The sequence below is a fragment of the Sphingomonas sp. M6A6_1c genome (assembly GCF_053345135.1).
Genome location: NZ_JBKEZO010000008.1, coordinates 44,536 through 56,105, shown reverse-complemented (window position 1 = coordinate 56,105; position 11,570 = coordinate 44,536). Strand labels below are relative to the sequence as shown.

General features: G+C 66.8%; 13 protein-coding genes and 1 tRNA gene. 12 read left to right on the top strand and 2 right to left on the bottom strand.

The window, feature by feature from the left end; all coding sequences use genetic code 11:
* The first annotated feature begins 49 nt into the window (after positions 1-49).
* From gatC to ACLBWH_RS17600, 6 genes are all read left to right on the top strand, one after another.
* Positions 50-352, top strand: a complete 303-nt coding sequence (gene gatC, locus ACLBWH_RS17625) for an Asp-tRNA(Asn)/Glu-tRNA(Gln) amidotransferase subunit GatC (RefSeq protein WP_322849033.1) — start codon at positions 50-52, stop codon at positions 350-352.
* Entirely contained in the window at positions 352-1,848 is a 1,497-nt protein-coding gene (gene gatA / locus ACLBWH_RS17620; RefSeq protein ID WP_447800151.1) for an Asp-tRNA(Asn)/Glu-tRNA(Gln) amidotransferase subunit GatA, read from the top strand. Before gatC ends, gatA begins: the two co-directional genes overlap by 1 nt.
* A 96-nt stretch (positions 1,849-1,944) precedes the next feature.
* The gene (locus tag ACLBWH_RS17615; protein ID WP_447800149.1) at positions 1,945-2,127 is read left to right on the top strand and encodes a hypothetical protein; all 183 of its coding nucleotides are present in this window, start codon (positions 1,945-1,947) and stop codon (positions 2,125-2,127) included.
* Positions 2,124-3,596, top strand: a complete 1,473-nt coding sequence (gene gatB / locus ACLBWH_RS17610) for an Asp-tRNA(Asn)/Glu-tRNA(Gln) amidotransferase subunit GatB (protein ID WP_447800148.1) — start codon at positions 2,124-2,126, stop codon at positions 3,594-3,596. The genes ACLBWH_RS17615 and gatB overlap by 4 nt, the downstream gene beginning before the upstream one ends.
* 10 nt (positions 3,597-3,606) lie before the next feature.
* Positions 3,607-3,891: a barstar family protein gene (locus tag ACLBWH_RS17605; RefSeq protein ID WP_447800147.1), complete on the top strand. Its 285-nt coding sequence runs from the start codon at positions 3,607-3,609 to the stop codon at positions 3,889-3,891.
* 17 nt (positions 3,892-3,908) lie between these two features.
* A complete protein-coding gene (locus ACLBWH_RS17600; protein WP_447800145.1) occupies positions 3,909-4,547 on the top strand; it encodes a peptidylprolyl isomerase in 639 nt (212 codons plus the stop codon).
* A gap of 498 nt (positions 4,548-5,045) precedes the next feature.
* Here the strand turns inward: ACLBWH_RS17600 and ACLBWH_RS17595 are convergent, their stop codons facing one another.
* Both ACLBWH_RS17595 and ACLBWH_RS17590 read right to left on the bottom strand, forming a co-directional pair.
* Complete coding sequence (locus ACLBWH_RS17595; protein WP_038661840.1) at positions 5,046-5,270, bottom strand: hypothetical protein; 225 nt, start codon at positions 5,268-5,270, stop codon at positions 5,046-5,048.
* Positions 5,271-5,272: 2 nt separating this feature from the next.
* The gene (locus tag ACLBWH_RS17590; RefSeq protein WP_322849039.1) at positions 5,273-5,434 is read right to left on the bottom strand and encodes a hypothetical protein; all 162 of its coding nucleotides are present in this window, start codon (positions 5,432-5,434) and stop codon (positions 5,273-5,275) included.
* 111 nt (positions 5,435-5,545) lie between these two features.
* On the opposite strand from ACLBWH_RS17590, the gene ACLBWH_RS17585 reads away from it, so the two are divergent.
* The 6 genes from ACLBWH_RS17585 to ACLBWH_RS17560 all read left to right on the top strand — a co-directional run bounded on the left by ACLBWH_RS17585 (position 5,546) and on the right by ACLBWH_RS17560 (position 11,507).
* Positions 5,546-5,630, top strand: a tRNA-Leu gene (locus ACLBWH_RS17585).
* A gap of 72 nt (positions 5,631-5,702) precedes the next feature.
* Positions 5,703-7,376: a trigger factor gene (gene tig / locus ACLBWH_RS17580; RefSeq protein ID WP_447800144.1), complete on the top strand. Its 1,674-nt coding sequence runs from the start codon at positions 5,703-5,705 to the stop codon at positions 7,374-7,376.
* A gap of 184 nt (positions 7,377-7,560) precedes the next feature.
* The gene (locus ACLBWH_RS17575; RefSeq protein ID WP_447800143.1) at positions 7,561-8,493 is read left to right on the top strand and encodes a glycosyltransferase family 2 protein; all 933 of its coding nucleotides are present in this window, start codon (positions 7,561-7,563) and stop codon (positions 8,491-8,493) included.
* Between the two features lie 56 nt (positions 8,494-8,549).
* Positions 8,550-9,239, top strand: coding sequence for an ATP-dependent Clp protease proteolytic subunit (locus ACLBWH_RS17570; protein WP_447800142.1), 690 nt, complete (start codon positions 8,550-8,552; stop codon positions 9,237-9,239).
* A gap of 120 nt (positions 9,240-9,359) precedes the next feature.
* Positions 9,360-10,631: an ATP-dependent Clp protease ATP-binding subunit ClpX gene (clpX, locus tag ACLBWH_RS17565; RefSeq protein WP_322849043.1), complete on the top strand. Its 1,272-nt coding sequence runs from the start codon at positions 9,360-9,362 to the stop codon at positions 10,629-10,631.
* A gap of 339 nt (positions 10,632-10,970) precedes the next feature.
* Entirely contained in the window at positions 10,971-11,507 is a 537-nt protein-coding gene (locus tag ACLBWH_RS17560; RefSeq protein WP_447800141.1) for a CPBP family glutamic-type intramembrane protease, read from the top strand.
* Positions 11,508-11,570 lie beyond the last annotated feature (63 nt).

Here is an 11,570-nt window from a genome sequence, read left to right as displayed (position 1 = left end):
TGGCAACACGAGGTTGCATCTATAAAGCCGGCTCTGATAGGCGCAGCGCATGTCCGTAGACACCGCCACCGTGAAGAAGGTCGCCGCGCTCGCGCGCATCGCGATCACCGACGAGGACGCGAGCCGCCTCGCGCCCGAACTCAGCAACATCCTCGACTGGATCGAGCAACTGGAAGGGGTGGATACCGCCGGCGTCGAGCCGATGACCGCGGTGATCCCCAACCAGCTGCGCCTGCGCGAGGACGTGATCGACGCCGATCCGCTGACCGGCGGCGGCATCCGCGACGCGCTGATGGCCAATGCCCCGCAGGCGGAGCATGGCTTCTTTACCGTTCCCAAGGTGATCGAATAATGGCCGAGCTGACCGAATTGGGCGTCGCCGCGTTGCGCGACGGCGTGCGCAGCGGCGCGTTCTCCGCGGTCGAGGTCGCCGACGCCTTCGTGGTGAAGGCGGCCAAGGCCAAGCCGCTCAACGCGTTTCTGGTCGAGACGCCCGACCATGCGCTCGCCGCGGCGCGCGCCGCCGATAGCGCGCGCGCGGCGGGCGAGACGCTGAAGCCGCTCGCCGGCGTGCCGATCGGGATGAAGGACCTGTTCTGCACCAACGGCGTCGCGACCACCGCGGCGAGCCATATCCTCGAAGGCTTCGTGCCGACGTACGAATCGACGATCTCGCAGAAGCTCTGGGATGCCGGCGCGGGGATGCTCGGCAAGCTCAACATGGACCAGTTCGCGATGGGCTCGTCGAACGAGACCAGCGCGTTCGGCAACGTGATCTCGCCGTGGCGGCGGCCGGGCAGCGACGCCCCGCTCGCGCCGGGCGGCTCGTCGGGCGGCAGCGCGGCGGCGGTGGCGGCGGGGCTGTGCCCGGGCGCGACCGGCACCGACACGGGCGGCTCGATCCGCCAGCCGGCGGCGTTCACCGGGATCAGCGGCATCAAGCCGACCTATGGCCGCTGCTCGCGCTGGGGGACGATCGCCTTTGCCTCGTCGCTTGACCAGGCGGGGCCGATGGCGCGCGACGTGCGCGACTGCGCGATCCTGCTCGAGGCGATGGCCGGGTTCGACGCCAAGGACGCGACCTCGCTCCAGCTCGACGTGCCGCGCTGGGAACAGGGGCTGTCGGGCAGTCTCGCGGGCAAGCGCGTCGGTATCCCCAGGGAATATCGCGTCGACGGCATGCCCGAGGAAATCGAGGCGCTGTGGCAGGCGGGGATCGACTGGCTGCGCGACGCGGGGGCGGAGATCGTCGAGGTCTCGCTGCCGCACACGCGCTATGCGCTGCCGGCCTATTACATCATCGCGCCGGCGGAGGCCTCGTCCAACCTCGCGCGCTATGACGGCGTGCGCTACGGCCTGCGCGACCTGCCCGCCACTGAATCCGGGGGGGGAGCGGGGTTGCAGGACATGTATGCCGCGACCCGTGCCGCCGGCTTCGGGCCGGAGGTGAAGCGGCGTATCATGATCGGCACCTATGTGCTGTCGGCGGGCTTCTACGATGCCTATTACACGCAGGCGCAGAAGGTGCGGACGCTGATCGCGCGCGATTTCGAGCGGGCGTGGGAGACGTGCGACGTGCTGCTGACCCCGACCGCGCCGTCGGCGGCGTTCGCGCTCGGCGAGAAATCGGCCGATCCGCTGGCGATGTATCTCAACGACGTGTTCACCGTGCCGTCCTCGCTAGCGGGACTGCCGGCGATGAGCGTGCCGGGCGGGCTCGACAAACAGGGGCTGCCGCTGGGGCTGCAGATCATCGGCAAGCCGCTGGACGAGCAGGGCGTGCTCAACGCCGGGCTGGCGATCGAGCAGCGGGCGGGCTTCACCGCGCGGCCGCAGGCGTGGTGGTGATATCGACAACTCTAGCTGGTATGCGGATCCGATAAGGTAAGAGGCGGTCGATCCAAAGCAGTCGAACTGTACGGCAGAAAACATGAGGAGGCCATTGTGGAACTTCTGTTTGCGGCGAAGTCAAAGATTGACGACAAAGGTCGGGTGCGGATTTATCCAATGCTTCGCAAAAAGCTCGGGCTCAAGGCTGGGTGCCGTGTCGAATGGTCCATCAATAATCTTGGTCAGGCTGTCTTTCGCGCCGCCAAGCCGAAATATGTAAAGAAGCGTCCGATATGACTGAAGCCTCTACCTACCGCATCCAGGGCGCCACCGGCGAGTGGGAGGTCGTGATCGGCCTCGAGGTCCATGCGCAGGTCACCTCCAACGCCAAATTGTTCTCGGGCGCGGCGACCGCGTTCGGGGCGGAGCCGAACACGCAGGTCAGCCTCGTCGATGCGGCGATGCCGGGGATGCTGCCGGTGCCGAACATGGAGTGCATCCGTCAGGCGGTGCGGACCGGCATGGCGATCGACGCGCAGATCAACCGCTGGTCGCGGTTCGATCGCAAGAATTATTTCTACGCCGATCTGCCGCAGGGCTATCAGATCAGCCAGCTGTTCCATCCGCTGGTCGGCGAGGGCGCGATCGAGATCAGCCCCGACGACAAGAATCCGGATGCGACCAAGACGATCGGCGTCGAGCGCATCCACGTCGAGCAGGATGCGGGCAAGCTGATGCACGACCAGCATCCGACGCGCTCGTACGTCGACCTCAACCGCTCGGGCGTGGCGCTGATGGAGATCGTCAGCCGGCCCGACATGCGTTCGCCGGCCGAGGCGGGGGCGTATCTGCGCAAGCTGCGCGCGATCCTGCGCTATGTCGGCTCGTGCGACGGCAATATGGAAGAGGGCTCGATGCGCGCCGACGTCAACGTCAGCGTGCGCAAGCCGGGCGGCGAGCTGGGCACGCGGACCGAGACGAAGAACGTCAATTCGGTGCGCTTCGTCATGGCGGCGATCGAATATGAGGCGAAGCGGCAGGTCGAGGTGATCGAGGACGGCGGCCGCATCGTTCAGGAGACGCGGCTGTTCAACGTCGAGAGCGGCACCACCCGCTCGATGCGCTCGAAGGAAGACGCGCACGATTACCGGTACTTCCCCGATCCCGACCTGTTGCCGCTCGAACTGGAGGAGGCGTTCCTCGCCGAGTGCCGCGCGAGCCTGCCCGAACTGCCCGACGCCAAGCGCAAGCGGTACGAATCGCTCGGTATCTCGGCCTATCAGGCGGACGTGCTGACCGCGGAGGTCGAGGCGGCGCGCTGGTTCGACGCGTTGCTCGATGCCGGCGCCAAGCCGGTCGCGGCGGCGAACTGGACGACGTCGGAGCTGTTCGGCGCGCTCAACCGGACCGGGCGCGATATCGCCGATTCGCCGGTGTCGCCGGCGCAGGCCGCCGAGCTGCTCGCGCTGGTCGCCGACGGTACGCTGTCGGGCAGCCTCGCCAAGCAGGTGTTCGAGGTGATGCTGGAGACGGGCGATGCGCCGTCGAAGATCGTCGAGGATCGCGGCCTCAAGCAGACCAGCGACACCGGCGCGATCGAGGCGGTGATCGCCGAGGTGATCGCGAAGAGCCCCAACCAGCTCGCGCAATATCGCGGCGGCAAGGAGACGCTGTTCGGCTTCTTCGTCGGCCAGACGATGAAGGCGATGGGCGGCAAGGCCAATCCGGCGGTGGTCAACGAGTTGCTGAAGAAGGCGCTCGGCTGACGCTGACAAGATGACGACGATCGAGCTCGACGGGCAGGGGTGGCGGAGCAGGGCGGATTTCTACGCCGCGCTGCTGCCGCGGCTCGGTGCGGAACCGTGGGTCGGCGGCAATCTGGATGCGCTGTTCGATTGTCTCGGCGGCGGGATCGCGACGCTCGCGCCGCCGTACGAGGTGATCGTCCGCCATGTCGGCGATATGCCGCCCGACGAGCTTGCCTATGTGCGGCGCGCGGAGCAGGTTTTCGCGGATGCCCGCGTCGAATTCGGCCGGGACGTTCGGTTGCGGTTCGCGTGAACGCTGGGAGAGCAGAGATGATCGGTTTCGTTCGGATCGCGACGTTTGCCTTGTCGCTCTTTGCAATGCCGGTGGCGGCGCAACAGGCGGCACCCGCCGCGCCGGTGCCTACTGCGCAGCCGGTGCCGACGCTGCCGAGGGTCGCGTTCGAGACCAGCGTCGGGCGGTTCGTGATCGAGGCGGATGTGGTGCATGCGCCGATCAGCGCGGGAAATTTCCTTAGATATGTCGACGGCAAGCGGCTCGATGGGGTGAGCTTCTATCGTGCGGTTAAGATCGGCGAGCATTTCGGCTTCGTGCAATTCGGGCCGGACGGCGACGCCAAGCGCATCCTGCCGCCGATCAAGCATGAGCCGACGACGCAGACGGGGATAAAGCACACCGACTTCACCGTCTCGACCGCGCGCTTCGCGCCGGGAAGCGCGCGCGGCGAGTTCACGATCAGCGTCGGCGACCAGCCGTCGTTCGATGCGGACCCGAGCAAGCCGGGCGACAACCTCGGCTATGCGGCGTTCGGGCATGTCGTCGAGGGGCAGGACACGATCCTCAAGGTGTTCGACGCGCCGGTGTCGCCGACCGCGACGCTGCGCGGGGCGTTCAAGGGCGAGGTACCGGTGACCAAGGTGACGATCCTCACCGCGCGGCGGATGAAATAGGAGGGGTAAATTCCTCCCCCGCGGGCAGGGGTATCGCATAGGGGCGATCGGGTCGCGGCACCGGCTTTCCCATCCCCGTCATGTCGGACTTGATCCGGCATCCCGCTTCTTCGCACCGTCCAAAGAAGAAGCGGGACCCCGGCACAAGGCCGGGGTGACGGGGTGGATTTGGAGCGCGAACGACTTATGGAGATGCCATATGCCAAAGTCCTCCCCCGCCAGGGGGAGGTGGCAGTGCGAAGCACTGACGGAGGGGGAGGATACGGCGCATGGTGTCGTATGCGGCAACGCCCCCTCCACCACCGGCCTGCGGCCGGCGGTCCCCCTCCCCCGCTAAAGCGAGGGAGGATTTAGATGCCATCATCGTGAGCGTTATGAACTAAACGCTTGTGGTTCCCGCATAGCTCGAATGTCTTGCGCTCGGCTCGGAAGCCTTGCGCGCTAATGCCCTTTGACAGGCTCAGGGCGAACGGAAGGCGGCCCCGGAGGGCCGCCTCGTCATTGTTGCGTGAGGTCCTGGTTCTTGACCTCGCCGCCGGTGCCGCTGTTGCCGTCGAAGGCGCCGGTGTCGGTGAAGCGCGAGGGTTCCTCGCCGCCTTCGCCGCGGGCGACCGCGTCGGCGCGGGCTTCGACAGCCTGTTCGATATCGCTGCGCTCGTCCTCACGGGCGTCCGGATTGCTGTCCGGTGCGTCTTCGGGGAGGGCGTTGGGATCGGTGCTCATCGTCAGATCTCCGCCGGCTGCGAGGTGCCGGGATCGGTCGCGGGGATGCCGGGCGAGGGGACGTCGACGTCCGGTGCGGGCGTCTGGATCTCGGGCGGCGGCGAATCCGGCTGGACCGGCTGCGACTCGGGGATCGGCGTTTCGGGTGGGGGCTGGGTTGCCATGTCGGTCTCTCCTTCATATGACCCAACGTTCCGGGTGCGCGCCGGTTGCCTCTTCGCTTGCCCCAGGGCGCTACGCTGGTATAGACGCGCGCCCAACGGCGGGTCCTTTGTGCGGGCGTGGCGGAATTGGTAGACGCAGCAGGTTTAGGTCCTGCCATCGCAAGATGTGGGGGTTCGAGTCCCTTCGCCCGCACCAGTCCCGCCGCTTTCGGGCGGGACGGCAGCCTTAATGAATTTCCGTCAGATTTCTCAAGATTGAAGGCCGAACATGCAGACTGTCGAGACGTTGAACGAGGGCCTGAAGCGTGCCTACACGCTGACCATCACCGCCAAGGACATCGATGCCAAGGTCGATGCCGAGGTGAAGCGCATCGCGCCGCAGGTGAAGATGCCCGGCTTCCGCCCCGGCAAGGTTCCGGCCAATCTCGTCCGCAAGATGCACGGTGAATCGCTCGCCGCCGACGCGCTCAACAGCGCGATCCAGCAGGGCGTGCAGCAGTTGATCGCCGACAAGGCGCTGCGTCCCGCGATGCAGCCCTCGGTCGCGCTCAACGACGATTACGCGCCCGGCCAGGATGCCGCGGTGACCGTCGAGCTGGAAGTGCTGCCGGCGGTGCCCGCGCCGGCGATCGATTCGCTCAAGCTCGAGCGGCTGACCGTGCCGGTCGCCGACGAGCTGGTCGACGAGCAGCTCCAGAAGTTCGCCGACCAGTCGAAGAAGTGGGATGACGCCGACGACAAGGCCGCCGAGATGGGCGACCTCGTCACCGTCGACTTCGTCGGCAAGACCGCGGACGGCGTCGCCTTCGACGGTGGCACCGGCACCGACATGGGCGTCGAGCTCGGCTCGGGCCGGCTGATCCCGGGGTTCGAGGAGCAGCTCGTCGGCGTGACGCTGGGCGAGGAGAAGGTGCTCAACGTGACCTTCCCCGAGGATTACGGCGCCAAGGACCTTGCCGGCCAGCCCGCGACCTTCGAGATCACCGTCAAGAAGATCCAGGTCGCCGCCGAGAGCGCGATCGACGAGGACCTCGCCAAGAACCTCGGCCTCGAAAGCCTCGAGCAGCTGCGCGGCCTGATCAAGGGTCAGATCGAGCAGGAGCATAACGGCCTGACGCGGACCCACATGAAGCGCAAGCTGCTCGACCAGCTCGCCGAGGGCCACGATTTCGAAGTGCCGCCGTCGATGGTCGAGGCCGAGTTCGCGCAGATCTGGCAGCAGCTGGAGCATGAGGCGACGCACGAGGAAGATCCCGCCGCGGCGCTCGCCGAGATGGAAGCCGAGCGCGACGATTACCGCAAGATCGCCGAGCGCCGCGTGCGCCTGGGCCTGCTCCTGTCGGAAATCGGTCAGGCGAACGGCGTCGAGGTCAATCAGCAGGAAATGAACCGGCTGATCGCGCAGGCCGCGCAGCAATATCGCGGCGAGGACCAGCAGCGCTTCATCCAGTACGTCCAGCAGGAGCCGATGGCGGCCGCCCAGCTGCGTGCGCCGCTGTACGAGGACAAGGTCGTCGACTTCCTGTTCGACAAGGCCGAAGTGACCGACCGCGAAGCGACCCGCGAGGAGCTGGAAGCCGCGATCGAGAGCGAGGACGGTTTCGCGACCGGCACGCACACGCACGATCACGACAACCACAAGCCCAAGGCGAAGAAGGCCGCGGGCGAGCCCAAGCCGAAGAAGGCCGCCGCCAAGAAGCCGGTCGCCGAGGGTGACAATGCGGCGACCGAGACGCCGGCCGAGGACGCCGCTGCCGAGGGCGCTGCCGAGGCACCCGCCAAGAAGCCGCGCGCCAAGAAGGCCGCCGCGCCGGTCGAGGCCGAGACCGCGGTGACCGAATCGTCGCCGGTCGCGGCGGAAGCCGCGGAGGGCACCGAGGCTGCCGACGCACCGACGAAGAAGCCGCGCGCGAAGAAGGCCGCCGCGTCGACCGAGGGTTGAGGCTGATTGGGGAGGGGGCGGCGTCCCCTTCCCGCCATTGTCATCCCCGCGCAGGCGGGGATCCAGACGCGCAGCTCCCCGATGGAGCCGCAGCGTCAGCGTCTATGGATCCCCGCCTGCGCGGGGATGACGAACCGGATGGTGCGGGCGGTCCCGCACCCTTGCTGACCCAAAGAGGACAGACGTGACGCAACCGACGATCGCAGTCCTGCTGCCCTGCTATAACGAGGCCGCGGCGATCGCGCAGACCGTCGCCGGCTTCCGCGCCGCGCTGCCCGGTGCGACCGTCTACGTCTACGACAACAATTCGACCGACGACACCGTCGCGGTCGCGCGCGCCGCGGGTGCGATGGTCCGCACCGAGCGCATCCAGGGCAAGGGCAATGTCGTCCGCCGGATGTTCGCCGATATCGACGCCGACGTCTATGTGATGGCCGATGGCGATGCGACCTATGACGCCGCCTCCGCGCCGGCGCTGGTCGCGCGCCTGTTCGACGAGCAATGCGACATGGTGGTAGGCAGCCGGATCAGCCAGGTGCAGGAGAGCTATCGGCGCGGCCATCGCTTCGGCAACGCCCTGCTCACCGGCATGCTCGCGCGGCTGTTCGGGCGCAGCTTCACCGATATCCTGTCGGGCTATCGCGTCTTCTCGCGCCGCTTCGTCAAGAGCTTCCCGTCGCTGTCGTCGGGGTTCGAGATCGAGACCGAGATCAGCGTCCACGCGCTCGAACTCAAGATGCCCTGCGCCGAGATCGAAACGCCTTATTATGCGCGTCCCGAGGGTTCGGCGTCGAAGCTGAGCACCTATGGCGACGGCTTCCGCATCCTCAACACCATCCTGACCCTGTACCGGATCGAGCGGCCGCTGCTGTTCTTCGGCACGATCGGCGCGGTGTTCGCCGCGATCGGCGTGGCGTTGAGCGTGCCGCTGGCGATCACCTATATGCACACGCACCTGGTGCCGCGCTTCCCGACCGCGATCCTGATCACCGGGCTGATGATCATCGCCGCGTTGTGCGGGTTCGCCGGGCTGATCCTCGATACCGTGGTGCGCGGCCGGCGCGAGGTGCGCCGGCTCGCCTATCTCGCCCAACCCGCCCCGACCGCCGGGGCTTGAACTCCCCCGCCGGAGCGCCGATGTTGGCGATCTTCGGGGCATATAGAGAGATTTTCATGCATAATCCGTTCGAGACCGGCGACTTCATGAGCCCGATGGCCAATGCCGGCCTTGGTTTGCAGCAGACCCGGTCGGGTCTCGTGCCGATCGTCATCGAACAGTCGAACCGCGGCGAGCGTTCGTTCGACATCTTCAGCCGCCTGCTGCGCGAGCGGATCATCTTCGTCACCGGCGGCGTCGAGGACGGCATGGCTAGCCTCATCACCGCGCAGCTGCTCTTCCTCGAGTCCGAGAACCCGAAGAAGGACATCTTCATGTACATCAACTCGCCGGGCGGCGTCGTCACGGCGGGCATGGCGATCCACGACACGATGCAATATATCCGTCCGCGCGTCGGCACGGTGTGCATCGGTCAGGCCGCCTCGATGGGCAGCTTCCTGCTCGCCAGCGGCGAGCCGGGCATGCGCGTGGCGCTGACCAATGCGCGGATCATGATCCATCAGCCGTCGGGCGGCGCGCAGGGCATGGCCAGCGACATCGAGATCCAGGCGAAGGAAATCCTGCGCATCCGTGCGCGGATGAACCAGCTGTACGCGCAATATACCGGCCAGCCGATCGAGGAGATCGAGCGCCGGATGGATCGCGACACGTTCCTGGAAGCGCATGAAGCCAAGGAATTCGGCCTGGTCGACGAGGTGTTCGACAAGCGTCCGAGCCCCTCGGAAGACGTTGCCCAAGCGGCATAAAGGCGCAGTTCCGCGCCCGGCCGTGCCGTTAGGGACGTTTGGGCGTTGTGGTTTGCGTAACGGCCGGTCTACGATGGCCGGCCTCACCAGCGGGGCCTCACCCGCGACAAGGAAGTTTGAATGACGAAACTGAGCGGTGGCGACTCGAAGAGCACCCTCTACTGCTCGTTCTGCGGCAAGTCGCAGCACGAGGTCCGCAAGCTGATTGCCGGACCCACCGTGTTCATCTGCGACGAGTGCGTCGAGCTGTGCAACGACATCATCCGTGAGGAGACGAAGTCGGCCCTGGTGTCCAAGAAGGACGGCGGCGTGCCGACTCCGCAGGAAATCTGCGACGTCCTCGACGATTACGTCATCGGTCAGAAGCGCGCCAAGCGCGTGCTGTCGGTGGCGGTGCACAACCATTACAAGCGCCTCAACCACGGCGCCAAGGGTGCCGACGTCGAGCTGAGCAAGTCGAACATCCTGCTCGTCGGGCCGACCGGCTGCGGCAAGACGCTGCTCGCGCAGACGCTGGCGCGAATCCTCGACGTGCCGTTCACGATGGCGGACGCGACGACGCTGACCGAGGCGGGTTACGTCGGCGAGGACGTCGAGAACATCATCCTCAAGCTGCTCCAGGCGTCGGACTATAACGTCGAGCGGGCGCAGCGCGGCATCGTCTATATCGACGAGATCGACAAGATCAGCCGCAAGGCGGAGAATCCGTCGATCACCCGCGACGTGTCGGGCGAGGGCGTGCAGCAGGCGCTGCTCAAGCTGATGGAGGGCACCACCGCCAGCGTGCCACCGCAGGGCGGCCGCAAGCATCCGCAGCAGGAATTCCTGCAGGTCGACACGACGAACATCCTGTTCATCTGCGGCGGCGCCTTCTCGGGCCTCGAGAAGATCATCGGCGACCGTTTGCAGGGCAAGTCGATCGGCTTCGGCGCCTATGTCGCTGCTCCCGAGGAGAAGCGCACCGGCGAGCTGCTGCGCCAGACCGAGCCCGAGGATCTGCTCAAGTTCGGCCTGATTCCCGAATTCGTCGGCCGTCTGCCGGTGATCGCGACGCTGGAGGATCTCGACATCCCGGCGCTGGTCAAGATCCTGTCCGAGCCGAAGAACGCCTTGGTGAAGCAATATCAGAAGCTGTTCGAGATGGAGCAGGTCGAGCTCGACTTCACCGACGACGCGCTGGTGACGGTCGCCAAGAAGGCGATCGAGCGCAAGACCGGTGCGCGCGGGCTGCGCTCGATCCTCGAATCGATCCTGCTCGACACGATGTTCGACCTGCCCGGCATGGACGGCGTCGACGAGGTGATGATCGACAAGGACGTGATCGAAGGCCGCAAGGAACCGATCCGCGTCTATGCCGAGAAGAAGAAGGACGGGGCGGGCGCTGCTGCCTGATCCATTCGCCTTTGGATGAGATGGGGGCGGCGCGCGAGCGGCGCCCCTTTTTCGTGGGGCGGTGGCCGGTCATTATCGATCTGGCATTCCGGCTGTGTCCGAGAGTTCGCTTCATCTGCAGTGTTCCCGCTTGCGCGAGCACTGGCGAGGTTTCGGCGAAGGAGGTTCGGAACGGTCCGTGGTAATGGGTCGGGGCGGACTGCGCGTCTCGTCCGAGAGGTCGTAATCATTGGCGATTGCTTGCGAAAACGATGGAATACCGTCGCCCGCGCGTCCCATCGCCTCATCCGGCGTTAACGCTGGCTGGCCCACACGAGGGCTTCAAACGACGGAGCGACGATGGCAACGACACGGATCGAGACCGCACCCGGCCTCAGCCCGGCATGGTACGAGGGCAGGGGGCCGCTCGCCATCCTGCCGCCGCTGCTGTTCCGCGACCGGCGGCCGTGGCTGGCGGTCCTCGTCGGGTGGCTGCTGACGATCGTCGGCAGCATCGCGCTGAGCACGGCGATCGAGCATCTCGTGCCGGGCAACGCCGGGCCGGATCTCGGCGATACCTCGGGGCCGATGAAGCTGTTCCTCGTCGCGGGGTTCAGTCCCGTCGTCGAGACGCTGATCATGGCGGGCGTCCTCAGCCTGTTGCTGCGCTGGCTGAGCGGGTGGCAGGCGGTGCTCGCGAGCAGCGCCTTGTGGGGGATCGCGCACAGCCTCGCCTCGCCGTGGTGGGGGGCGGTGATCTGGTGGCCGTTCCTGATCTTCTCGACGCTCTACGTCACCTGGCGGCCGCGCGGCTTCTGGTGGGCGATCGGGGTCGTGGTGGCGGTGCACATGCTCCAGAACCTGTTCCCGGCGATCCTGCTCGTCATGGGCGACTGACCGGCGCCGGCGAAACAGGCGTGGCGCCCGGCGCGCGCGCGGCCTAGACCGTGGCGATGCCAG

Excerpts from the sequence above, each read along its gene's own strand:
- ACLBWH_RS17605 (WP_447800147.1), top strand. The coding sequence starts at position 3,607 with ATGACGACGATCGAGCTCGACGGGCAGGGGTGGCGGAGCAGGGCGGAT.
- ACLBWH_RS17600 (WP_447800145.1), top strand. The coding sequence starts at position 3,909 with ATGATCGGTTTCGTTCGGATCGCGACGTTTGCCTTGTCGCTCTTTGCA.
- tig (WP_447800144.1), top strand. The coding sequence starts at position 5,703 with ATGCAGACTGTCGAGACGTTGAACGAGGGCCTGAAGCGTGCCTACACG.
- ACLBWH_RS17560 (WP_447800141.1), top strand. The coding sequence starts at position 10,971 with ATGGCAACGACACGGATCGAGACCGCACCCGGCCTCAGCCCGGCATGG.
- clpX (WP_322849043.1), top strand. The coding sequence starts at position 9,360 with ATGACGAAACTGAGCGGTGGCGACTCGAAGAGCACCCTCTACTGCTCG.
- ACLBWH_RS17595 (WP_038661840.1), bottom strand. The coding sequence starts at position 5,270 with ATGAGCACCGATCCCAACGCCCTCCCCGAAGACGCACCGGACAGCAAT.
- gatA (WP_447800151.1), top strand. The coding sequence starts at position 352 with ATGGCCGAGCTGACCGAATTGGGCGTCGCCGCGTTGCGCGACGGCGTG.
- ACLBWH_RS17570 (WP_447800142.1), top strand. The coding sequence starts at position 8,550 with ATGCATAATCCGTTCGAGACCGGCGACTTCATGAGCCCGATGGCCAAT.
- gatB (WP_447800148.1), top strand. The coding sequence starts at position 2,124 with ATGACTGAAGCCTCTACCTACCGCATCCAGGGCGCCACCGGCGAGTGG.
- ACLBWH_RS17590 (WP_322849039.1), bottom strand. The coding sequence starts at position 5,434 with ATGGCAACCCAGCCCCCACCCGAAACGCCGATCCCCGAGTCGCAGCCG.
- gatC (WP_322849033.1), top strand. The coding sequence starts at position 50 with ATGTCCGTAGACACCGCCACCGTGAAGAAGGTCGCCGCGCTCGCGCGC.